Origin of the sequence: Photorhabdus khanii NC19 (assembly GCF_000517265.1) — a bacterium.
GTDB classification, from domain to species: domain Bacteria; phylum Pseudomonadota; class Gammaproteobacteria; order Enterobacterales; family Enterobacteriaceae; genus Photorhabdus; species Photorhabdus khanii.
Genome location: NZ_AYSJ01000017.1, coordinates 22,966 through 44,805, shown reverse-complemented (window position 1 = coordinate 44,805; position 21,840 = coordinate 22,966). Strand labels below are relative to the sequence as shown.

22 protein-coding genes are annotated in these 21,840 nt (G+C 45.1%); all 22 read left to right on the top strand.

Annotation, left to right across the window (positions count from 1 at the left end; all coding sequences use genetic code 11):
• Nucleotides 1–56 precede the first annotated feature (56 nt).
• Nucleotides 57–1,034, top strand: coding sequence for a PhoH family protein (locus PTE_RS21350; RefSeq protein WP_198539153.1), 978 nt, complete (start codon nt 57–59; stop codon nt 1,032–1,034).
• The gene (ybeY, locus tag PTE_RS21345) at nt 1,031–1,498 is read left to right on the top strand and encodes an rRNA maturation RNase YbeY (RefSeq protein ID WP_036850498.1); all 468 of its coding nucleotides are present in this window, start codon (nt 1,031–1,033) and stop codon (nt 1,496–1,498) included. Before PTE_RS21350 ends, ybeY begins: the two co-directional genes overlap by 4 nt.
• A 72-nt stretch (nt 1,499–1,570) precedes the next feature.
• Nucleotides 1,571–2,452, top strand: a complete 882-nt coding sequence (gene corC / locus PTE_RS21340; protein ID WP_036850495.1) for a CNNM family magnesium/cobalt transport protein CorC — start codon at nt 1,571–1,573, stop codon at nt 2,450–2,452.
• Nucleotides 2,453–2,459: 7 nt separating this feature from the next.
• Nucleotides 2,460–3,989, top strand: coding sequence for an apolipoprotein N-acyltransferase (lnt, locus tag PTE_RS21335; protein ID WP_036850492.1), 1,530 nt, complete (start codon nt 2,460–2,462; stop codon nt 3,987–3,989).
• Between the two features lie 126 nt (nt 3,990–4,115).
• Nucleotides 4,116–4,577, top strand: coding sequence for a carboxymuconolactone decarboxylase family protein (locus PTE_RS21330; protein ID WP_036850489.1), 462 nt, complete (start codon nt 4,116–4,118; stop codon nt 4,575–4,577).
• 452 nt (nt 4,578–5,029) lie between these two features.
• Entirely contained in the window at nt 5,030–5,923 is an 894-nt protein-coding gene (locus tag PTE_RS21325; protein ID WP_036850486.1) for a glutamate/aspartate ABC transporter substrate-binding protein, read from the top strand.
• 133 nt (nt 5,924–6,056) lie between these two features.
• Nucleotides 6,057–6,797 (top strand): amino acid ABC transporter permease, encoded by a 741-nt coding sequence (locus tag PTE_RS21320; protein WP_036850483.1) that lies wholly within the window; start codon nt 6,057–6,059, stop codon nt 6,795–6,797.
• Nucleotides 6,798–7,472: a glutamate/aspartate ABC transporter permease GltK gene (gene gltK / locus PTE_RS21315; RefSeq protein ID WP_036850481.1), complete on the top strand. Its 675-nt coding sequence runs from the start codon at nt 6,798–6,800 to the stop codon at nt 7,470–7,472.
• Nucleotides 7,472–8,197: an amino acid ABC transporter ATP-binding protein gene (locus PTE_RS21310; protein ID WP_036850479.1), complete on the top strand. Its 726-nt coding sequence runs from the start codon at nt 7,472–7,474 to the stop codon at nt 8,195–8,197. The genes gltK and PTE_RS21310 overlap by 1 nt, the downstream gene beginning before the upstream one ends.
• 162 nt (nt 8,198–8,359) lie before the next feature.
• Nucleotides 8,360–10,942 carry a leucine--tRNA ligase gene (leuS, locus tag PTE_RS21305; RefSeq protein ID WP_036850477.1) on the top strand — a complete coding sequence of 861 codons (2,583 nt, stop codon included), beginning with the start codon at nt 8,360–8,362 and terminating at the stop codon, nt 10,940–10,942.
• A 14-nt stretch (nt 10,943–10,956) separates the two neighbouring features.
• A complete protein-coding gene (lptE, locus tag PTE_RS21300) occupies nt 10,957–11,505 on the top strand; it encodes an LPS assembly lipoprotein LptE (protein WP_051477504.1) in 549 nt (182 codons plus the stop codon).
• On the top strand, nt 11,502–12,542 hold the full coding sequence (gene holA, locus PTE_RS21295) for a DNA polymerase III subunit delta (protein ID WP_036850474.1): 1,041 nt from the start codon (nt 11,502–11,504) through the stop codon (nt 12,540–12,542). The genes lptE and holA overlap by 4 nt, the downstream gene beginning before the upstream one ends.
• Entirely contained in the window at nt 12,526–13,203 is a 678-nt protein-coding gene (gene nadD / locus PTE_RS21290) for a nicotinate-nucleotide adenylyltransferase (RefSeq protein WP_051477503.1), read from the top strand. The genes holA and nadD overlap by 17 nt, the downstream gene beginning before the upstream one ends.
• 99 nt (nt 13,204–13,302) lie before the next feature.
• Entirely contained in the window at nt 13,303–13,629 is a 327-nt protein-coding gene (rsfS, locus tag PTE_RS21285; protein WP_081738292.1) for a ribosome silencing factor, read from the top strand.
• Between the two features lie 2 nt (nt 13,630–13,631).
• Nucleotides 13,632–14,102: a 23S rRNA (pseudouridine(1915)-N(3))-methyltransferase RlmH gene (gene rlmH, locus PTE_RS21280; protein WP_036850471.1), complete on the top strand. Its 471-nt coding sequence runs from the start codon at nt 13,632–13,634 to the stop codon at nt 14,100–14,102.
• A gap of 38 nt (nt 14,103–14,140) precedes the next feature.
• Complete coding sequence (gene mrdA / locus PTE_RS21275) at nt 14,141–16,036, top strand: peptidoglycan DD-transpeptidase MrdA (RefSeq protein ID WP_036850468.1); 1,896 nt, start codon at nt 14,141–14,143, stop codon at nt 16,034–16,036.
• An 8-nt stretch (nt 16,037–16,044) separates the two neighbouring features.
• The gene (mrdB, locus tag PTE_RS21270) at nt 16,045–17,157 is read left to right on the top strand and encodes a peptidoglycan glycosyltransferase MrdB (protein WP_036850461.1); all 1,113 of its coding nucleotides are present in this window, start codon (nt 16,045–16,047) and stop codon (nt 17,155–17,157) included.
• A 13-nt stretch (nt 17,158–17,170) separates the two neighbouring features.
• Entirely contained in the window at nt 17,171–18,178 is a 1,008-nt protein-coding gene (rlpA, locus tag PTE_RS21265) for an endolytic peptidoglycan transglycosylase RlpA (RefSeq protein WP_036850458.1), read from the top strand.
• Nucleotides 18,179–18,340: 162 nt separating this feature from the next.
• On the top strand, nt 18,341–19,552 hold the full coding sequence (gene dacA / locus PTE_RS21260; RefSeq protein ID WP_036850455.1) for a D-alanyl-D-alanine carboxypeptidase DacA: 1,212 nt from the start codon (nt 18,341–18,343) through the stop codon (nt 19,550–19,552).
• Between the two features lie 162 nt (nt 19,553–19,714).
• Complete coding sequence (ybeD, locus tag PTE_RS21255; protein ID WP_011145617.1) at nt 19,715–19,978, top strand: DUF493 family protein YbeD; 264 nt, start codon at nt 19,715–19,717, stop codon at nt 19,976–19,978.
• 131 nt (nt 19,979–20,109) lie between these two features.
• The gene (gene lipB, locus PTE_RS21250; protein WP_036850454.1) at nt 20,110–20,751 is read left to right on the top strand and encodes a lipoyl(octanoyl) transferase LipB; all 642 of its coding nucleotides are present in this window, start codon (nt 20,110–20,112) and stop codon (nt 20,749–20,751) included.
• Nucleotides 20,752–20,862: 111 nt separating this feature from the next.
• The gene (lipA, locus tag PTE_RS21245; protein ID WP_036850452.1) at nt 20,863–21,828 is read left to right on the top strand and encodes a lipoyl synthase; all 966 of its coding nucleotides are present in this window, start codon (nt 20,863–20,865) and stop codon (nt 21,826–21,828) included.
• The last annotated feature ends 12 nt before the right edge of the window (nt 21,829–21,840 follow it).

The following is a 21,840-nucleotide window of genomic DNA, read 5'->3' as shown; positions in this document are numbered from 1 at the left end:
ATTCACAAGTCGCAACCCAGGAAATTTTCCTCGAACCGGCCGACAATCAACGCCTGATGAGCCTATGCGGCCCGTTTGATGACAATTTGAAGCAGCTTGAGCGCCGGTTGGGCATTGAAATCAGCCGTCGAGACAACCGTTTTAAATTGATGGGCAAACCGTTAAGCGTTAGTGCCGCCACCAATATCCTACGCCATTTATATGTGCAAACGGCCCCTGTCCGTGGTGTTATCCCTGATATCAAACCAGAGCAAATTCACCTAGAGATTACAGAGAGCCGGGTTCTGGAGCAAGCTGCCGAAAACATACCTGAGTACGGCAAATCTGTTAATATCCGAACCAAACGTGGCATGGTGAAACCACGCACGCCCAATCAGGCACAGTATATTGCCAATATTCTTAGCCATGATATTACGTTCGGAGTTGGTCCTGCCGGCACAGGAAAAACTTATTTAGCTGTTGCCGCTGCCGTTGATGCGCTAGAACGTCAGGAAATTCGCCGTATCCTGCTAACCCGCCCGGCAGTAGAAGCGGGCGAAAAGCTGGGTTTCCTGCCTGGCGACCTGAGCCAGAAAGTTGATCCATATTTGCGCCCGCTCTACGACGCCTTGTTTGAAATGCTGGGTTTTGAAAAAGTTGAGAAGCTGATCGAACGAAACGTTATTGAAGTTGCCCCATTAGCTTATATGCGTGGACGAACTCTTAATGACGCGTTTATTATTCTGGATGAGAGCCAGAACACAACCATAGAGCAGATGAAGATGTTCCTGACCCGTATCGGCTTCAACTCCAAAGCGGTTGTCACAGGCGACGTTACACAGATTGACCTGCCTCGTGGACAGAAATCCGGCCTGCACCACGCGATTGAGGTTCTGTCAGGGGTCAGTGAATTGAGTTTTAACTTTTTCCACAGTGATGATGTTGTCCGTCACCCGGTTGTTGCCAAAGTGGTCATCGCTTATGAAGAGTGGGAAGCAACGGAGCAAAAACGTAAGCAGACACTCAGTGAACAACGCAAACAGGAAGCACAATGAGTTCAGTCATACTTGATTTACAAATTGCCTGTGAGAGCTCACAAAGTCTTCCTGAAGAAACCCTGTTCCAGCAATGGCTGGATGGGGTTTTACCCCAATTTCAATCTGAAAGTGAAGTAACAATCCGCATTGTTGATGAGGCAGAAAGCCAAGACTTAAATCTGACTTATCGCGGTAAAGATAAGCCAACAAATGTGTTATCTTTTCCATTTGAAGCACCACCAGAGGTTGATTTACCCCTGCTTGGCGATCTAATTATCTGTCGTCAGGTCGTTGAAAAAGAAGCGGAGGAGCAACAAAAAACCGTAGAAGAGCATTGGGCACATATGGTTGTGCACGGCTGCCTGCATCTGCTGGGCTATGACCATATCGAAGATGATGAAGCAGAAGAAATGGAATCTCTGGAAACAGAAATTATGCAAAAGCTAGGTTATGCTGATCCCTATCTTGCAGAAAAAGAGTAACCACTCTCACCATTTTTATGCTAAAAAATACCGACAACAACTTATTTAATGGGAAATTTTCATTAAAACGCCATGAGCGACGACCATTCTTCAAGTAACGATAACCCTGGCCCTAAGAAAGGTTTTTTTACTCTTCTTCTTAACCAGCTCTTTCACGGTGAGCCAAAAAGCCGTGATGAACTGGTGGAACTGATCCGTGACTCTGAACAAAACGATCTGATTGATCCTGATACCCGCGATATGCTCGAAGGGGTAATGGATATTTCTGATCAACGTGTCCGCGATATCATGATCCCCCGTTCCCAAATCGTTACCTTAAAACGTAATCAAACCCTGGACGAATGTCTGGATGTGATTATCGATTCGGCTCATTCACGTTTCCCTGTGATCAGTGAAGACAAAGATCACATTGAAGGGATTTTAATGGCAAAAGACTTGTTGCCATTTATGCGCACCGATGCCCCACCATTCAGCATAGATAAAGTTCTGCGTCAGGCTGTCGTTGTACCTGAAAGTAAGCGGGTTGACCGCATGCTAAAAGAGTTCCGTTCTCTGCGTTATCATATGGCAATCGTCATTGATGAATTTGGTGGTGTATCGGGTCTGGTCACTATCGAAGATATTCTTGAACTGATCGTCGGTGAAATTGAAGACGAATACGATGAAGAAGAAGATGTCGATATTCGGGCTCTGAGCCGTCATACCTATACGGTGCGAGCGCTCACTCAGATTGAAGACTTTAATGAAGCCTTTGGTACCCAATTCAGCGACGAGGAAGTGGATACTATTGGTGGTCTGGTTATGCAGGCATTCGGTCACTTACCCGCCAGAGGAGAGTCTGTTGATATCAACGGTTATCTCTTTAAAGTTGCTATGTCCGATAGCCGGAGAATTATTCAGGTTCATGTTACGATACCAAACGATGCTCCAATGCCTAACCTTGAAGAAGAATAGAGTCTGGATGAACAAAGTCTCATTATTAAATTGCCAGCGGCTTCGTGCCTTACTGGCACTATCTTTCGGAGCCAGTGGAACACTGGCTTTTTCACCTTTTGGCTTCTGGCCTGCCGCCATTATCTCCTTATTTGGGCTGCAACTTCTGACGTTAAACAGAACAGTCCGGCAAGCAGCCTTTATCGCTTTTTGCTGGGGGTTTGGTCTGTTTGGCACGGGTATAAACTGGGTATATGTCAGTATTGCCAATTTTGGTGGCATGCCAACCGCTGTTAATATTCTGCTGGTCATTTTACTTGCTGCCTATCTTTCACTCTATCCTGCTTTATTTGCTGGCTTACTCAACCGTTTTTTCGCAAAAACGAACTGGTTGAGACTCGCAGTGGCAGCACCTGCATTATGGCAACTCACCGAATTCTTGCGTGGCTGGGTTTTGACCGGTTTTCCCTGGTTACAGTTCGGCTACAGCCAATTAGATGGCCCGATGGAAGCCATCGCACCTATCTTAGGTGTTGAAGCCATCACTTTCCTGTTAATGGCTGTCAGCGGGTTATTAGTTCTGGCTGTCACGCACCGAAAAATTGTCGCGGGTATCATCGCTACCGCCATTCTGCTATTACCGTGGCCAATGCGCCATTATCAGTGGTACAACCTACTGCCTGAAAAAGCCGTCAATGTGGCACTGGTTCAAGGGAATATCCCACAATCCCTGAAATGGGACCCAAAAATGCTCAGTGAAACCCTCGATATTTATATGGGTGATAGCCTGCCATACATCGGTAAAATACCGATAATCATCTGGCCGGAATCTGCAATTCCTTCACTGGAAAATTACCAACGTAATTTTCTGGCAAAATTGGATATGCTATTACGCAGTCAGCACACCAGCCTTATTACCGGTATTGTTGATGAAAGAGCAGTCGGCAACAGCTATAAGACCTATAACAGTCTGATTGTCCTTGGTGATAAAATACCTTACCAATATCCCGCGGCCATCCGCTACGATAAATATCATCTGGTACCCTTCGGCGAGTTTGTTCCTCTGGAGTCTCTGCTCCGACCTCTGGCGCCATTCTTCAATTTGCCAATGTCTTCATTCAGCCGTGGTAACTACACTCAACCACAACTTTCTGTTGCCGGATATAATCTGACCGCCGCCATTTGTTATGAAATTATACTTGGTGAGCAAGTTCGTGCTAATTTCAAACCAGATACCGAATTCTTGCTGACTGTTTCCAATGATGCCTGGTTTGGGCACTCAATCGGCCCCTGGCAGCATTTCCAGATGGCACGTATGCGCTCCCTCGAATTAGGACGCCCATTGTTGCGTGGTACAAATAATGGCATTACAGCCGTTGTCGGCCCAGATGGGAAAGTGCAGGAGGCACTCCCACAATTTACCCGCCGTGTTTTAAACGCTAAGGTGACACCCGCAACCGGGATGACACCGTATGCACACTGGGGTAATTGGCCAGTATGGGGAATCACGGTATTGTTTACCCTATTTGCACTGATCTATAACCGTCGGCAATCTTAATCCAAATATCCATACAAACAAAAGGGAGCGAAATGAAATAGCTCCTTTATATCATTCAGAAGCAAATTAACTTTCAATCCATTTTTTCATTCAATTGATAGAAAAAGCACAAAGGAGTAACAAGTTATGCAAGCAAACCGTCCGCGGCCAGCGGAAGTTTCACCAGAACTTTATAGCGCAGTAGCCAAGGTCGATGAATTAACTTACAAATCAACCCTCGGTAAAGAGCTTATCGAACTCGTCAAGGTAAGAGCCTCCCAAATCAATGGCTGTGCCTTTTGCCTTAATATGCATTCCAAAGCTGCCCGTAAAGCAGGAAGCAACGAGCAAAAACTCTACCTCCTGAGCGCCTGGAAAGAAGCCACTATTTTCACATCACGGGAACGTGCCGCTTTAGGTTGGACAGATGTTTTATCCCGAATTGCCGAAATTGAAGCAAATGATGAACATTACACCCCATTATTGGCTGAATTTGATGAAAAAGAGATTGTCGATTTGACGTTATTGATCGGCCTTATCAATCTCTGGAATCGTCTGGCAATTGGTATGAAATATACTTTGCCCAATCCCACCATTGATCACCCCTGATACAATCCGGCATGGTTATTCTGTAATAACGCCAAACAACTGTCACTGATAGTTAACCATGCCAATCCTCAATGATTGATGTTACAAAAATAATTTGATTGAATGATTTATTGGCCTTAATTTTAGCCCTCCTTATTACTTTGGCACGTTAATTGCTATTATCTCCATGAATGAAAAGGGAAATACCTGTTTAACTCATAAAAACGGGAAAATGCACCAAAAAAGTGATAATCACACACCTTAATTGTGCAAGATAAGTAGAATTGTTCATTTATAGTGCGAGACAGCTCCCGAAATAGAAACAATTCATTTTCATTGACTAACCCTTTTGTACTATTTTTTAACACTATATATACATATAACAGCAAATGATCCTTGGTTAAAAACAAATCACCAGAGAGACTTTTGCAAACATAACATCGCAAACGATAACCACATCAAAGGAGTTGTATATGCGAATGCGTAACCTAGTATTAACCATGATGTTACTTGGCGCGGCAGGTGCTGCTCAAGCCGAAGAATTAACAGGGACACTGAAAAAGATAAAAGATGATGGCGTGATCATTGTGGGACACCGTGAATCCTCCGTGCCTTTTTCTTACTACGATAATCAACAAAAAGTCGTCGGCTACTCACAGGATTATTCCAATCTGATTGTTGAGGCCGTGAAGAAGAAACTGGGCATGCCAAATCTGCAAATAAAATTGATACCCGTGACCTCTCAAAATCGTATCCCTCTACTTCAAAATGGGACTTATGATTTCGAATGCGGTTCCACCAGCAATAACCTTGAGCGCCAGAAACAAGCCACTTTCTCTAACAGCATCTTTGTTGTTAATACTCGTTTGCTGACTAAAAAAGATTCCGGCGTAAAAGATTTCCCAGATTTGGTTGGTAAAAACGTCGTTGTCACCTCCGGTACGACTTCTGAAATATTGCTGAATAAACTCAACGATGAGAAAAACATGAAAATGCGCATCATCAGCGCAAAAGATCATGGTGACGCATTCCGTACTTTAGAATCCGGCCGCGCAATAGCCTTTATGATGGATGATGCTCTATTAGCTGGTGAACGCGCAAAAGCGAAAAAACCTAACCAATGGGAGATCGTGGGTAAAGCTCAATCTAAAGAAGCTTACGGTTGTATATTACGCAAAGACGATCTTGAGTTTAAAAAACTGATCGATGAAACCATTATTCAGGCACAAGCCTCCGGCGTGGCAGAGAAATCATTTGATCGCTGGTTCAAACACCCGATTCCTCCCAAGAATCTGAACTTGAACTTTTCTTTGTCTGATGAAATGAAAGCACTATTTAAATCGCCGAATGATAAGGCACTTAACTAAAAATATAATTAAAAAAATGACAATTTGATTGGCACTACTGGGTGCGAGGTGGTCGTTCCCTACCTCGCTTTTTTTTCCCGGCCAATCAAGTGTTTTCAAGGGATCAAGCCATACCCTTGCAGGGAGTATTATTATGTCAATCAATTGGAACTGGGACATCTTTTTGCAAGCTGCCCCTTTCGGCAATACCACTTATCTCGGCTGGTTGATAGCCGGATTTCAAGTCACAATTGCCTTGTCTATCTGCGCCTGGATTATCGCCTTCGTTGTCGGTTCGCTCTTCGGCATCCTACGTACTGTTCCCAATAAAATATTGTCTGGGATAGGTACCTGTTATGTTGAGCTTTTTCGTAACGTACCACTGATTGTTCAGTTTTTCACCTGGTATCTGGTTATGCCTGAGCTGTTGCCGGAAAAAATCAGTATATGGTTTAAAATTGAACTGGATCCTAACATCCAGTTTTTCATTTCTTCCACTATCTGTTTAGGTCTTTTCACCGCTGCTCGTGTATGTGAGCAGGTTCGGGCCGCCATACAATCATTACCACGCGGTCAGAAAGCAGCGGGGTTGGCAATGGGATTAACCCTGCCACAAACCTATCGCTACGTCCTGCTGCCAAATGCTTACCGGGTCATCATTCCACCCATGACATCAGAAATGATGAATCTGGTAAAAAATTCCGCTATCGCCTCCACTATTGGCCTCGTGGATATGGCGGCACAGGCAGGTAAATTACTCGACTATTCAGCACATGCTTATGAATCATTTACTGCGATCACACTGGCCTATGTCGGAATCAATCTGGCGATTATGCTTGCCATGCACTTGCTTGAGAAGAAAGTGCGTTTACCGGGTAATATTGGAGGTCGATAAATGTACGAGTTTGACTGGAGTTCTATTATCCCCAGTATCCCTTTTCTGTTGCAAGGCTTAGTCATTACAGCAAAAATCACCATTATTGCTGTTGTTATCGGTATCCTCTGGGGAACGGCACTGGCCGTCATGCGCCTCTCTTCTGTAAAAGCCCTGAGCTGGTTTGCAACTTTATATGTCAATCTGTTCCGTTCTGTGCCATTGGTCATGGTACTGTTATGGTTCTATCTGATTGTGCCTAGCCTATTGCAGGATGTTCTCGGTATTTCACCCAAAACGGATATTCGTTTAATTTCAGCCATGGTCGCGTTTGCATTTTTCGAAGCGGCTTACTATTCAGAAATTATCCGTGCAGGCATTCAGAGTATTTCCCGCGGGCAATCTTCGGCAGCACTGGCATTGGGGATGACGTCAATGCAAAGCATGAGAATGGTGATTCTGCCTCAGGCATTCCGTGCGATGACCCCGCTGTTACTGACACAGGGTATCGTGCTGTTTCAAGACACCTCACTGGTGTATGTACTCAGTCTGGCGGACTTTTTCCGTACCGCAGCGAATATCGGTGAGCGTGATGGCACTCAGGTTGAAATGATCCTGTTTGCTGGTTTTATTTATTTTATTATTAGTTTTGCCGCATCTATGCTGGTTAACTATTTGAAGAAAAGGACTGTTTGATGATCTCCCTGAAAAATGTATCCAAATGGTATGGCCAATTTCAGGTTCTTGCTAACTGCTCAACTGAAGTTAAAAAAGGTGAAGTCGTTGTGGTCTGTGGCCCATCTGGCTCCGGTAAATCCACCCTGATAAAGACGGTCAATGGTCTGGAATCCATCCAACAGGGTGAAATTCTGGTTAATGACATTAAAGTCAATGACAAAAACACCAATCTGGCGCAGTTACGTTCAAAAGTCGGCATGGTGTTCCAGCACTTTGAGCTGTTCCCACACCTCTCCATCATTGAGAATCTTACTCTGGCTCAAGTTAAAGTGCTTAACCGTGATAAAAAAGCGGCAGAAGAAAAGGGGCTGAAACTGCTTGAACGTGTCGGGCTTGCCAGTCAGGCTAACAAATTCCCGTCACAACTTTCCGGTGGTCAGCAACAACGCGTGGCAATCGCCCGTGCACTTTGCATGGACCCTATTGCTATGTTGTTCGACGAACCCACTTCCGCACTCGACCCTGAAATGATCAATGAAGTGCTCGACGTCATGGTTAAGCTGGCGGACGAAGGTATGACCATGATGGTTGTTACCCACGAAATGGGTTTTGCCCGTAAAGTAGCCAATCGGGTTATCTTTATGGATGAAGGCAAAATTGTTGAGGACAGCAAGAAAGAAGATTTCTTTGCCAATCCAAAATCAGATCGCGCTAAAGAGTTTCTGGCTAAAATTCTTCATTAGTATTATCTCATTTCCGGTGGTGGTGCCCGTCGCCACCGGATTTTCCCTCAGAACCCCTGTTGCTTGCGTATCAAATCAGATATGCTATGCCGACCTCATATTTCACCAACTAAATGATTGCTACAAGCGTAGCTTTTTACTCACCATAGGATCATCGGTGTCATGCAAGAACAATACCGTCCAGAAGATATAGAGCCGCAAGTTCAGCTTCACTGGCAAGAGAAGCAAACTTTTAAAGTGACAGAAGACAACAGCAAAGAAAAATATTACTGCCTGTCCATGCTACCTTACCCTTCTGGCCGACTACACATGGGTCACGTACGTAACTACACTATTGGTGATGTTATCTCTCGTTACCAGCGTATGCTTGGCAAAAATGTCCTGCAACCTATTGGCTGGGATGCATTTGGCCTGCCCGCAGAAGGCGCGGCGGTGAAAAATAACACCGCACCGGCTCCATGGACCTATGCCAACATCGAGTATATGAAAGGTCAGTTGAAAACACTGGGTTTTGGTTACGACTGGGATCGTGAAGTCACTACCTGTACGCCTGAATATTACCGTTGGGAACAGTGGTTTTTCACCAAACTGTATGAAAAGGGCCTGGTTTATAAAAAAACCTCCGCTGTTAACTGGTGCCCCCACGATCTGACTGTTCTGGCCAATGAACAAGTGGTTGACGGATGCTGCTGGCGTTGTGACACCAAAGTTGAACGTAAAGAGATTCCACAGTGGTTTATCAAAATCACTGATTATGCCGAAGAGTTGCTAAACGATTTGGATACGCTGGAAGAGTGGCCTGAGCAAGTCAAAACCATGCAACGCAACTGGATTGGACGTTCTGAAGGTGTAGAAATTACTTTCGATGTGGCTGACAGTCAGGAGAAACTGACCGTCTATACCACCCGTCCTGATACATTCCTGGGTGCCACTTATGTCGCGGTTGCCGCAGGTCATCCTCTGGTAAAACAAGCAACAGAAAACAACCCTGAACTGACCGCTTTCATTAATGAATGTCGTAACACCAAAGTTGCTGAAGCAGATATGGCAACAATGGAGAAGAAAGGCATGGCAACCGGCATGTTTGCTATTCATCCGTTAACCAAAGAGAAAGTGGCAATCTGGGTTGCAAACTTTGTTTTGATGGAATACGGCACCGGTGCTGTCATGGCCGTTCCTGGTCACGACCAACGCGATTGGGAATTTGCGACGAAATATAACCTGCCAATCAAAGCCGTTATTCTGGACAGTGAAAGCAACGAACCGAATGTTCATGAAGCGCCAGTGACAGACAAGAATGTCCTGTTCAACTCCGGAGAATTCAGCGGCCTGAATCACGAAACTGGTTTCAACGCCATTGCTGATAAACTGGTCGAAATGGGCGTAGGTAAACGTAAAGTCAACTATCGCCTGCGTGATTGGGGAGTTTCCCGTCAGCGTTATTGGGGTGCCCCTATTCCAATGGCTACGCTAGAAGATGGTACCGTTGTTCCGGCTCCAGAAGATCAACTGCCGGTTATTCTGCCGGAAGATGTCACCATGAATGGTATCACCAGCCCGATTAAAGCGGATCCTGAGTGGGCGAAAACCACTATCAACGGTCAGCCAGCGCTGCGTGAAACAGATACCTTCGATACCTTTATGGAATCTTCCTGGTACTACGCTCGTTACACCTGTCCAGAATATGACAAAGGTATGCTTGATCCGGTTGCGGCTAATTACTGGCTGCCAGTTGATCAATATATCGGTGGTATCGAACATGCGATCATGCACTTGATGTATTTCCGTTTCTTCCACAAACTGATGCGTGACGCTGGTATGGTCAATTCTAATGAGCCCGCAAAACGTCTTCTGTGTCAGGGAATGGTTCTGGCCGATGCTTTCTATCATATCGGCAAAAATGGCGAAAAAATTTGGGTTTCCCCAGTTGATACCCTTGTAGAGCGTGATGATAAAGGTCGTATCATCAAAGCGACAGACAAAGAAGGCCATAAGCTGGTTTATACCGGCATGAGCAAAATGTCTAAATCCAAAAACAACGGTATTGATCCACAATTGATGGTGGAAAAATACGGTGCCGATACCGTCCGACTGTTTATGATGTTTGCTGCTCCACCAGAATTGACTCTGGAATGGCAAGAGTCCAGTGTTGAAGGCGCAAATCGCTTCCTGAAACGTGTATGGCGCCTGGTTTATGAACATAGCAGTAAAGGAGTAACTCAACCGCTGGAGATCACAAATCTGACCGCAGAACAGAAAGATCTGTTCCGTGATCTGCACAAAACCATCGCTAAAGTTACCGATGATGTCGGTCGCCGTCAGGCATTCAACACAGCCATCGCTGCCGTGATGGAATTAATGAATAAACTGACTCGTGCACCACAGGAAACGGAGCAGGATCGCGCTCTGATGCAGGAAGCGCTGTTGGCGGTTGTCCGTATGTTGTCACCCATCACGCCTCACGCTTGTTTTACTATGTGGCAAGCTCTGGGCGGTGAAGGTGATATCGATACGGCTGACTGGCCGCAAGCTGATGAGCAGGCAATGGTTGATGACACCAAACTGGTAGTCATTCAAGTTAACGGTAAAGTACGTGGTCGTGTTACCGTACCGACAGATTCTACTAAAGAATATGTTCATGATATGGCAACAAAAGAATATGGAGTGGCGAGATACCTTGAAGGCGTCACTATTCGTAAGGTCATCTATGTACCAGGCAAACTGCTGAATCTGGTCGTCGGATAATAAAAGGAGGCAATGTGCGGCATCGTATTTTAACGTTGTTGCTGGGGTTAGCGGTACTGGTCACCGCTGGCTGCGGTTTTCATCTGCGCGGTACCACTCAGGTACCACCGGAACTCAAAAAGCTGCAATTAACGAGCAGTGATCCATATGGGCCTCTGACCCGTTCTGTTCGCCAACAACTTCGTCTGAATAACGTCACTATCCTTGAAAATGGTAGCGCCGAAATCCCTATTCTGAGGCTAATCGGTTCTTCAGAAAATAAAGATACCGTTTCCGTTTTCCAGGATGGTAAGGCGGCTGAGCGCCAATTGACACTGTATGTCGATGCACAGGTTATTATGCCAAACGGTAGCATCTACCCGCTTCAATCCAGAGTTGACCGCTCTTTCTTCGACAACCCGTTAGAAGCATTGGCAAAAGATGCTGAAAACGAGATGATCAATCAAGAAATGCGCGAACAGGCGGCACGTCAGTTAGTTCGCCAGTTACTGACTGTTCACAGTGCAGAAAAACAGAAAACCAGAGAAAAACAAGCGGAACAGCAAGCTACGCGGGCACAATGATCAAACTCTATCCCGAACAACTGATTTCGCAGCTCAATGAAGGGCTGCGAAACTGTTATCTGATATGGGGCAATGAACCCCTGCTATTACAGGAAAGCCAGGATCATATTCGCAAGACGGCTGAACAGCACTCTTTCACTGAACACTTCACTTATACTCTGGATAATCATACCGAATGGGATGAAGTATTTAGTGTTTGCCAGTCATTAAGCCTGTTTGCCAGTCGTCAAACACTCACTTTACTGTTGCCGGAAAATGGCCCTAACGCAGTAATGGTTGAACAACTGGTAAAACTAGCGGAATTACTTCATCCAGATATACTGCTGATATTGCGCGGTTTGAAATTGACCAAAGCTCAGGAGAACAGTAGCTGGTTTAAAACATTAGGGAAAAACGGTGTCTACATCAGTTGTCAAACGCCTGAATTGAACCGTCTGCCTCAATGGGTCGCGCAACGGGCCAAAGTCATGAAACTGACTCTGGAAGCGCAAGCCAATCAACTGCTGTGTTACTGCTATGAAGGGAACTTATTAGCACTGACTCAGGCTCTTGAGCGGCTCTCCCTGCTATATCCAGATGGTAAACTGACCTTACACCGTATTGAAAATGCGGTGAATGACGCGGCTCACTTTACACCTTATCACTGGGTAGACTCTCTATTATCAGGTAAGGCAAAACGAGCCTGGCATATTCTGAAACAGTTACAACAGGAAGATTGTGAGGCCGTTATTCTGTTACGTATCATACAGCGTGAATTGCTGCTGCTACTTACACTAAAGCGCCAAAGCACCACAATTGCTATAAAAACTCTGTTAGATCAACATCGAATATGGCAAAACCGCCGCCCATTACTAACAAATGCACTGCAACGCTTAACTCAGCATGATTTACAGCTAGCAGTCCATTTACTTGTACAGATGGAACTCCGGATTAAACAGGATTACGGTCAGTCTGTCTGGCCAGATTTAGAAACAATTTCCATGTTGTTATGTGGGAAAACATTACCTGAGAGCTTTTTTAATGCCTCACGCCATTGATTCTATTTGTCCGACACATCCCGTTATTCAGGCATTATTTGGTGGAACATTTGATCCAATTCATTATGGGCACCTGCATTCGGTTGAAGCTCTGGCACACCAAACTGGCCTAAAGCAAGTGATTCTACTGCCAAATCACGTTCCCCCCCACCGCCCACAGCCAGAAGCCACCGCACAACAACGGCTAGAAATGGTTCGGCTGGCGGTACAGGGCAATCCACTATTCACTGTCGATACCCGTGAACTGGAGCGTACCACCCCGTCGTACACAATAGATACGTTGGAATCATTCCGTCAGGAGTTTGGTGAAAATCAACCACTGGCATTTATAATCGGCCAGGACTCTTTGTTATCACTGCATACTTGGCATCGCTGGCAAGAACTGCTGAATATTTGCCATTTGCTGGTTTGTGCTCGTCCCAGTTATCAAACCCAGCTTTCTACAATCGAAATGCAGCAATGGCTTACGCAACATCAAATCGACAATCCCACTCTACTTAGTAACAAACCTAACGGTTATATCTATCTGGCTAATACACCGCTGTTACGCATCTCAGCAACAGATATCCGGCAACGCCACCAGCAAGGGCTAAGTTGTGATGATTTGCTATCCCCTTCAGTACAAAAGTATATAGATTCACAGGGGTTATATCGCCAATAGCGAAATCTGCCCCGATTAGTCACTTAGTTGGCCTTACCCTTGAGTGACCTGGCATGCTATTATTCCGCACTATTTGATCAATTTTGATAAAAAATAAGGATGAGCCTTTTGCAAGGTAAAGAACTCCAACAGTTTGTTATTGATAAACTTGAAGACTCCAAAGCACAGGATATTATTTCTCTGGATGTTCACGGAAAATCCAGCATTACCGATTGCATGATTATCTGCACAGGAACTTCCAACCGCCATCTGATGTCCGTCGCAGATAATCTGGTTGATGACTGTCGTGCGAACGGTTTGGCTCCACTTGGTGTTGAGGGACAGGGCATATCTGACTGGATTGTCGTAGACCTCGGTGAAGTTATTGTACATGTCATGCAGGAAGAGAGTCGCCGCATGTATGAACTTGAAAAGCTTTGGAGCTGAGTTTGAAGCTGCAATTAGTCGCTGTAGGTACAAAAATGCCGGACTGGATACAGGCCGGCTTTATAGATTATTTGCGCCGTTTTCCAAAAGACATGCCATTTGATCTGGTAGAAATTCCGGCGGGGAAACGAGGCAAAAACGCGGATATTAAACGCATTCTGGAAAAAGAAGGTGAACAAATGCTGGCCGCTGTCGGCAAAAGCAACCGTATTGTCACTCTGGATATTCCTGGTTCCCGTTGGGAAACACCTCAACTGGCGCAACAGCTTGAACATTGGAAACAGGATGGCAGAGATGTCAGTTTGCTTATCGGCGGACCAGAAGGTCTTGCGCCAGCATGTAAAGCCGCCGCAGAACAAAGCTGGTCACTGTCGCCACTGACCTTGCCCCATCCTTTAGTCCGGGTTTTAGTTGCAGAAAGCCTGTACCGGGCATGGAGTATTACCACCAATCATCCCTATCATCGGGAATAATTTGGTTACCAACGGATAAAGCGAATTCTGGCAATGGGATGAAAAATAAACGTACCCCTTTTCGTGATTACACGGCTGAATCAGCCCTGTTTGCCCGCCGCGCATTGGTGGCGTTTATTGTTATCCTGGTACTGACTGGTGTCTTGGTTGCCAATCTTTATCATTTACAAATCACCCGCCACGAAGACTACCAAACCCGCTCAAACGAAAACCGCATTAAACTGGTTCCAATCGCGCCAAGCCGGGGTATTATTTATGACCGTAAAGGCACACCATTGGCGCTTAACCGAACAATTTACCAGTTGGAAATCGTACCTGAAAAGGTAGAAAAACTTGAGCAAACGCTCAATGATTTACGGGATGTTATCGATCTGACTGACGAAGACATTGCCAACTTTGAAAAAGAACGTAAGCGTTCACGCCGCTTTACCTCTATTCCACTGAAAGCGTCGCTTGATCATATTCAAGTGGCACGTTTTGCTGTTAACCAGTATCGTTTCCCCGGCCTTGAAATAAAGGGCTACCAACGCCGTTTCTACCCTTATGGTTCAGCGTTGACTCATATCATTGGCTATGTCGCCAAAATTAATGATAAAGATGTAGAACGGTTGGATAAGGAAGGGATTTTACCCAATTATGCAGCTACCCATGATATCGGTAAGCTAGGTATTGAACGCTATTATGAGTCTGTTTTACACGGCAGAACTGGTTATGAAGAAGTCGAAGTCAATAATCGTGGCCGTGTGATACGTCAATTACATGAACAACCGCCACAGGCTGGACAGGATATTTACCTGACTATCGATCTTGAATTGCAGATCTATATTGAGAAACTTCTCACAACCAGCCGTGCCGCAGTCGTTGTCAGTGATCCACGTAACGGGGAAATTCTGGCCTTAGTATCTAACCCAAGTTATGACCCAAACCTGTTTGTAAACGGTATCTCCAATAAGAACTATCAGGAATTATTAAACAACCCTGACCGACCGCTTATTAATCGTGCGACTCAAGGGATCTATCCTCCTGCTTCAACGGTTAAACCTTTCATTACCGTTGCAGCACTCAGCACAAGCGTTATCAATAAAAATACAACTGTTTTTGATCCGGGCTGGTGGCAATTGCCAGGTTCAGAAAAACGCTATCGTGACTGGAAACGCTGGGGACATGGTAGTCTCAATGCATATAGAGCCATTGTGGAATCTGCGGATACTTTCTTCTATCAAGTTGCCTATGATATGGGCATTGATCGTCTGTCTGAGTGGATGACCAAATTTGGTTATGGCGAATACACCGGAATCGACCTGGCTGAAGAACGCTCAGGGATCATGCCGACCCGCGAATGGAAGCAAAAAAAATATAAAAAACCTTGGTATCAAGGAGATACTATTCCTGTAGGTATCGGCCAGGGATACTGGACAGCAACCCCCATTCAAATGGTCAAGGCGCTGACAACCTTAATTAATGACGGTAATGTGAAAACGCCGCATCTGTTACTGGGTAAAAAGTTGAAAGGTGAGATGATCCCTTATCAACAAACAGAAAATGTTCAGATAGGTGATATCCATTCAGGGTACTGGGAACTGGCGAAAAGTGGCATGTATGGTGTTGCTAACCTGCCAAATGGTACCGGTCACAAGAGTTTTACCGGCACACCGTATAAAGCTGCCGCCAAATCAGGAACAGCACAGGTCTATAGTTATGAAACTTACAATGCCAGTAAAATTGCTGAACATTTACGGGATCACAAACTTATGATTGCTTTCGCCCCTTATGAGAATCCGACAGTAGCCCTTTCCATTATTTTAGAGAATGGTGGTGCAGGTCCAACAGTGGGAACCCTTGTCCGCCAAATCCTCGACCATGTACTGTTAGGGGATAACAATACAATATTACCGGATGCTGCCCCTGCACCACCCGGAACAGAAAGTGACTGAATAACACTATGACAGAAAACCAGAAAAAGGTTCCTCTCTGGACCAGATTACATATCGACCCGCCATTGCTGCTATGCATTCTGGCACTACTGGTATACAGCGCTTTTGTTATGTGGAGCGCCAGCGGTCAAGATATGGGGATGATGGAGCGCAGAATCGGCCAAATTGGTGCCGGATTTGTTGTCATGATCATTATGGCGCAGATCCCACCAAGAGTTTATGAAAGCTGGGCACCTTATCTCTATATTGTTTGTGTCATTTTACTGATTTTTGTCGATGCTTTCGGGCAGATCAGTAAAGGGGCACAACGCTGGCTTGATCTGGGGATCATCCGTTTCCAGCCTTCTGAAATTGCCAAAATTGCAGTACCACTGATGATTGCCCGTTTTATGAACCGCGATTTATGTCCGCCATCGCTGAAAAATACCACTATCGCTTTAATGCTGATTTTTCTACCCACTTTACTGGTCGCCGCCCAACCAGACTTGGGTACTTCAATTCTGGTCGCGGCTTCCGGTCTATTTGTCCTGTTCCTTGCAGGAATGAGCTGGCGGCTGATTGGTATTGCGGCTCTACTATTAGCCTGCTTTATCCCTATTTTGTGGTTCTTTCTGATGCATGGATACCAGCGTGATCGCGTAATGATGTTACTTGATCCAGAAACTGATCCATTGGGTAAGGGTTACCATATCATTCAATCGAAAATCGCTATTGGCTCCGGTGGCTTATCAGGTAAAGGCTGGTTGTTCGGGACACAATCTCAGTTGGAATTTCTTCCAGAACGCCATACTGACTTCATATTTGCCGTGCTATCGGAAGAGCTTGGTTTGATTGGCGTACTACTGTTATTAACATTATATTTGTTATTAATTATGCGCGGGCTGGTTATCGCAACCAGAGCACAGAATACTTTTGGCCGGGTCATGGTTGGCGGCCTAATGCTAATCTTGTTTGTTTATATCTTCGTAAATATCGGCATGGTGAGCGGTATTCTACCTGTGGTAGGGGTTCCTCTGCCATTTGTCAGTTATGGCGGTTCAGCATTAATCGTCTTAATGGCCGGTTTCGGCATTATAATGTCGATTCACACACACCGAAAATTATTGTCTAAAAGTTTATAAAGAAGAGGTTTCAATGCGTCAACACTGGCTTATACTCGGCATGATTGTGGCTTCATTATCCGGCTGTACCACTCCTGACGAGCAAAAATCTTCCCCGTTACCAGCAGTACCAACACAGGATGTTTTGGGTGCTGAACCTCATTATGAGCCTTATCACCCCAGCGCTAATAATGATTATCAGATGAATGGACATACTTATCATATTGTTCAAGACCCATCTCAATTCAGTGAAACGGGTTATGCCAGTTGGTATGGCGCAGAATCCAATGGCAAAATGACAGCGATTGGTGAACGTTTCAATCCTTATGCTCTGACAGCAGCCCACCCCACCCTACCAATTCCAAGCTATGTCCGCGTGACCAACTTGAGTAATGGCCGTATGATGGTTGTCAGAATCAATGACCGTGGTCCTTATAAACAGGGGAGGATTATCGATCTGTCAAAAGCTTCTGCTGAACGCCTGAACCTGACTCAAAGTACCAAAGTTAAGATTGATTTTATTCAAGTTGCCCAAGATGGCTCTTTATCTGGTCCCGGTACTGTCGGCAGCAAGATAGTTAAGCAGAGTTATGCGCTACCCAGCAGGCCAGTTCTAACAACAGGGCCACTAGGAACACCCACAATGGAGCATGTTCCGGATCAAACGGGCAACCAGCCCTTGGCAAATCAATCGGTGGAGCAAACGCAACCGTTGACTGTACAGTCGGAAGTCACTGGGCAACTACCCGCAATGAAGTTACAACCGCCTAAACCTGTGACAAATAGTACGTCAACAACCGCTGCCCCAACCTCTACGAAAAATGGTTTTATGGTTCAGGTTGGTGCTGTTAGCAGTGAACAACGGGCAAAAGAGTGGCAACATACCCTGGAACAACGCTTTAATGTTCAAGGACGAATAACCCAATATAGCAACGTTTATCGTGTACAATTGGGGCCATTCAACAATCGCCAGCAAGCTACCGATTTACAACAGAAGCTGGCTGATCAAATACAGCAATCCTCCTTTATCGTCAGCCCTTAATTGTTCGCTTGCTGATATCTGGCTTTAACGCAGATATCAGCAAGCGAGGTAAAAAAATGTAAACCTGTTGCTTGTTAAAATTTGCCAATGTCAGTATTTTTTTTCATTTGCTATTATGTGGCCCGATATCAACCTTTTCTCACGGATGTTGTCCAACCGACCATGAAATATACAATCACTTCTCGTTTTATAAAAAGTGCCACCCTAAGTATTGCGCTGGCAATAAGTGCTTCTGCCTTTGCCGATGGGAACGATGTAAACCTGAAAACGATGATCCCAGGTGTGCCTCAGATCGATGCTGAAGCTTATATTCTTATCGACTATAACTCAGGAAAAGTTCTGGCTGAAATGAATGCAGATGCACATCGTGACCCTGCCAGCTTGACAAAAATGATGACCAGTTACGTTATTGGCCAGACAATCAAATCAGGCAAAATCGGCCCAAATGATATGGTCACTGTTGGCACTGATGCATGGGCAACAGGTAATCCGGTATTTAAAGGCTCCTCCCTGATGTTCCTCAAACCAGGAGATCAGGTCTCGGTTTCTATGTTATCTCGCGGTATAAACCTGCAATCCGGTAATGATGCCTGTGTTGCAATGGCAGATTATGTTGCCGGTAGCCAAGAATCTTTCGTTAATCTAATGAACGGTTATGTAAAATCCCTTGGCTTACAGAATACACATTTCAAAACTGTTCATGGTCTGGATGCGGAAGGCCAATACAGCTCTGCCCGTGATATGGCGTTAATTGGTCAAGCACTGATCCGCGATGTTCCTGAAGAGTATGCTATCTATAAAGAGAAAGAATTTACCTACAATAATATCCGTCAAACAAACCGGAACGGCTTATTATGGGATAAAAGCCTAAATGTAGATGGTATAAAAACCGGCCACACGAATGCCGCAGGCTATAATCTGGTCGCTTCTGCAACCGAAGGCGATATGCGTCTGATTTCTGCGGTATTAGGCGGCCATACTTATAAGGGCCGTGAAACAGAGAGCAAGAAACTGCTGACTTGGGGGTTCCGTTTCTTTGAAACTGTCTCGCCACTGAAAGCTGGCAAAGAATTCGCTTCTGAACCGGTTTGGTTCGGAGACAACGATAGGGTTCAGCTAGGCGTTGATAAAGATGTTTATCTGACTATTCCCCGCGGTCGTCTGAAAGATTTGAAAGCCAGCTATGTCATGAATAATACTGAACTACATGCACCGCTAGCGAAAAATCAGGTCGTCGGTACCATCAATTTTCAACTTGATGGTAAGACTGTCGAACAGCGCTCATTAGTCGTTATGAACGAAGTGAAAGAAGGCAGCATCTTCAGCCGTTTTATCGATTACATCAAACTGCTATTTCATCATTGGTTTGGCTAATCCTTGAAATAGTTAAACTACAAAAAAACATAACCCAAGAAGCGAACCAGGCTACAGCCTGACCGCAATAAAAATCCCCGCGATTTAAAAGCGGGGGGAAGATATCAAATTTTACAGAAGAGACTGACCGTACGTATTGCGGAAAGCAAAACAGGAGTGCCCATGAAAACGAAATTAAATGAACTGCTTGAGTTCCCTTGTTCATTCACTTACAAAGTGATGGGCCTGGCTGAACCTGAGTTAGTCAATCAGGTCGTTGAAGTAGTTCAGCGCCATGCACCGGGCGATTACTCTCCACAAGTGAAACCAAGCAGCAAAGGCAACTACCACTCAGTATCCATTACTATTAATGCAACTCATATTGAACAGGTAGAAACTCTGTATGAAGAGTTAGGTAACCTTGAACTGGTACGGGTAGTGTTGTAATACAAACCAGAAAAATCCCCTGTAATTTCACGGGGGATCCTTTATCTATCAGAAACACCACAGTTTCAAGTGGACTAAACTGGTGAGAATCTCTTCTGAGGGTTATACTGACCAAATCTTATAGCTATCAAATGATGTTTCAATTGCAACATAAAACGATCTTCTTACGCCAATTAGGAATACAACCCTACGAGCCGATTTCTGATGCAATGCACTTGTTTACTGAGCAGCGAAATACTGATACATCCGATGAAATCTGGCTGGTACAACATCCAAAAGTGTTTACTCAAGGACAAGCAGGTAAGTCTGAACATCTGCTATCTCTCGGTGATATCCCGGTTATTCAATCCGATCGCGGTGGACAAGTCACTTATCATGGTCCCGGCCAGCAGGTCATGTATATCATGATTGACATCAAACGCGCCAAAATTGGTGTACGGCAACTGGTTACAGCAATAGAGGATACCGTGGTTAAAACACTCGCTCACTTTGATGTACAAGCTTATGCCCGTCCGGATGCTCCAGGTGTTTATGTCGAGGAAGCTAAAATCTGCTCTCTAGGATTACGAATACGTAAAGGCTGCTCTTTCCATGGGCTGGCACTTAATATCGCCATGGATTTAGAACCATTTCTGCGTATTAATCCCTGTGGCTATGCCGGTATGAGAATGATTCAACTCAGTGATTTAGTTCCCGGAATTACTGTTGAGCAGGTACAACCTATTTTGGTAGAAGAATTCTGCCAACAGTTAGGATTTAAACTGAATAGTTAAAGATGTTATAATTTTTTAATATTTTTCAAAAATTTTTTAATGGATTTATCATGCAATAGGCTGAATGATAAGTCTCAACCTGATGAATTTAACACTGGAACCAGCACGATTATGAGTAAACCAATTCAGATGGAACGCGGAGTTAAGTACCGTGACGCAGACAAAATGGCGCTGATCCCTGTCAAAACAGTGATTACCGAACGTACAGAAATCTTGCGTAAACCTGAGTGGATGAAAATCAAACTTCCTGCGGATTCCAGCCGCATTCAGGGTATCAAATCGGCCATGCGCAAAAATGGTCTGCATTCCGTCTGTGAAGAAGCTTCCTGCCCTAACCTGGCTGAATGTTTTAACCACGGTACAGCAACTTTTATGATCCTTGGCGCAATCTGTACCCGCCGTTGTCCTTTTTGTGATGTAGCCCACGGCCGCCCAATGGCGCCCGATACCAACGAACCGGTAAAACTGGCACAAACCATCAAAGATATGGCACTGCGCTATGTCGTCATCACCTCCGTTGACCGTGATGACCTGCGTGACGGCGGCGCTCAACACTTTGCTGACTGCATTTCTGCTATTCGTGAAAAAAATCCATCCATTAAAATTGAAACTTTGGTTCCTGATTTTCGTGGACGTATGGATCGTGCACTTGAAATATTGACAGCGACACCCCCTGACGTATTTAACCATAACTTGGAAAACGTACCACGGGTTTACCGTCAGGTACGCCCTGGCGCAAATTATGAATGGTCACTGAAATTGCTCGAAAAGTTCAAAGAAGCCCATCCCGATATTCCGACCAAATCTGGCCTGATGGTAGGTCTTGGTGAGACCAACGAAGAAATTCTTGATGTTATGCGTGATTTACGCCGCCATGGTGTCACCATGCTAACTCTGGGCCAATATTTACAACCCAGCCGCCATCATTTACCGGTACAACGCTACGTTAGCCCACAGGAATTTGATGAAATGAAAGAAGAAGCTCTGGCTATGGGATTCACCCACGCTGCCTGTGGACCATTTGTTCGTTCTTCTTATCACGCTGATTTGCAAGCCAGAGGTGAAGAAGTCAAATAATCATGAGATTTA

Bases quoted from the DNA above. Each gene is read 5' to 3' on its own strand.
- PTE_RS21350 (WP_198539153.1), top strand. From the start codon at position 57: ATGAGCCTATGCGGCCCGTTTGATGACAATTTGAAGCAGCTTGAGCGC.
- ybeY (WP_036850498.1), top strand. From the start codon at position 1,031: ATGAGTTCAGTCATACTTGATTTACAAATTGCCTGTGAGAGCTCACAA.
- corC (WP_036850495.1), top strand. From the start codon at position 1,571: ATGAGCGACGACCATTCTTCAAGTAACGATAACCCTGGCCCTAAGAAA.
- lnt (WP_036850492.1), top strand. From the start codon at position 2,460: ATGAACAAAGTCTCATTATTAAATTGCCAGCGGCTTCGTGCCTTACTG.
- PTE_RS21330 (WP_036850489.1), top strand. From the start codon at position 4,116: ATGCAAGCAAACCGTCCGCGGCCAGCGGAAGTTTCACCAGAACTTTAT.
- PTE_RS21325 (WP_036850486.1), top strand. From the start codon at position 5,030: ATGCGAATGCGTAACCTAGTATTAACCATGATGTTACTTGGCGCGGCA.
- PTE_RS21320 (WP_036850483.1), top strand. From the start codon at position 6,057: ATGTCAATCAATTGGAACTGGGACATCTTTTTGCAAGCTGCCCCTTTC.
- gltK (WP_036850481.1), top strand. From the start codon at position 6,798: ATGTACGAGTTTGACTGGAGTTCTATTATCCCCAGTATCCCTTTTCTG.
- PTE_RS21310 (WP_036850479.1), top strand. From the start codon at position 7,472: ATGATCTCCCTGAAAAATGTATCCAAATGGTATGGCCAATTTCAGGTT.
- leuS (WP_036850477.1), top strand. From the start codon at position 8,360: ATGCAAGAACAATACCGTCCAGAAGATATAGAGCCGCAAGTTCAGCTT.
- holA (WP_036850474.1), top strand. From the start codon at position 11,502: ATGATCAAACTCTATCCCGAACAACTGATTTCGCAGCTCAATGAAGGG.
- nadD (WP_051477503.1), top strand. From the start codon at position 12,526: ATGCCTCACGCCATTGATTCTATTTGTCCGACACATCCCGTTATTCAG.
- rsfS (WP_081738292.1), top strand. From the start codon at position 13,303: ATGAGCCTTTTGCAAGGTAAAGAACTCCAACAGTTTGTTATTGATAAA.
- mrdA (WP_036850468.1), top strand. From the start codon at position 14,141: ATGAAAAATAAACGTACCCCTTTTCGTGATTACACGGCTGAATCAGCC.
- mrdB (WP_036850461.1), top strand. From the start codon at position 16,045: ATGACAGAAAACCAGAAAAAGGTTCCTCTCTGGACCAGATTACATATC.
- rlpA (WP_036850458.1), top strand. From the start codon at position 17,171: ATGCGTCAACACTGGCTTATACTCGGCATGATTGTGGCTTCATTATCC.
- dacA (WP_036850455.1), top strand. From the start codon at position 18,341: ATGAAATATACAATCACTTCTCGTTTTATAAAAAGTGCCACCCTAAGT.
- ybeD (WP_011145617.1), top strand. From the start codon at position 19,715: ATGAAAACGAAATTAAATGAACTGCTTGAGTTCCCTTGTTCATTCACT.
- lipB (WP_036850454.1), top strand. From the start codon at position 20,110: ATGATGTTTCAATTGCAACATAAAACGATCTTCTTACGCCAATTAGGA.
- lipA (WP_036850452.1), top strand. From the start codon at position 20,863: ATGAGTAAACCAATTCAGATGGAACGCGGAGTTAAGTACCGTGACGCA.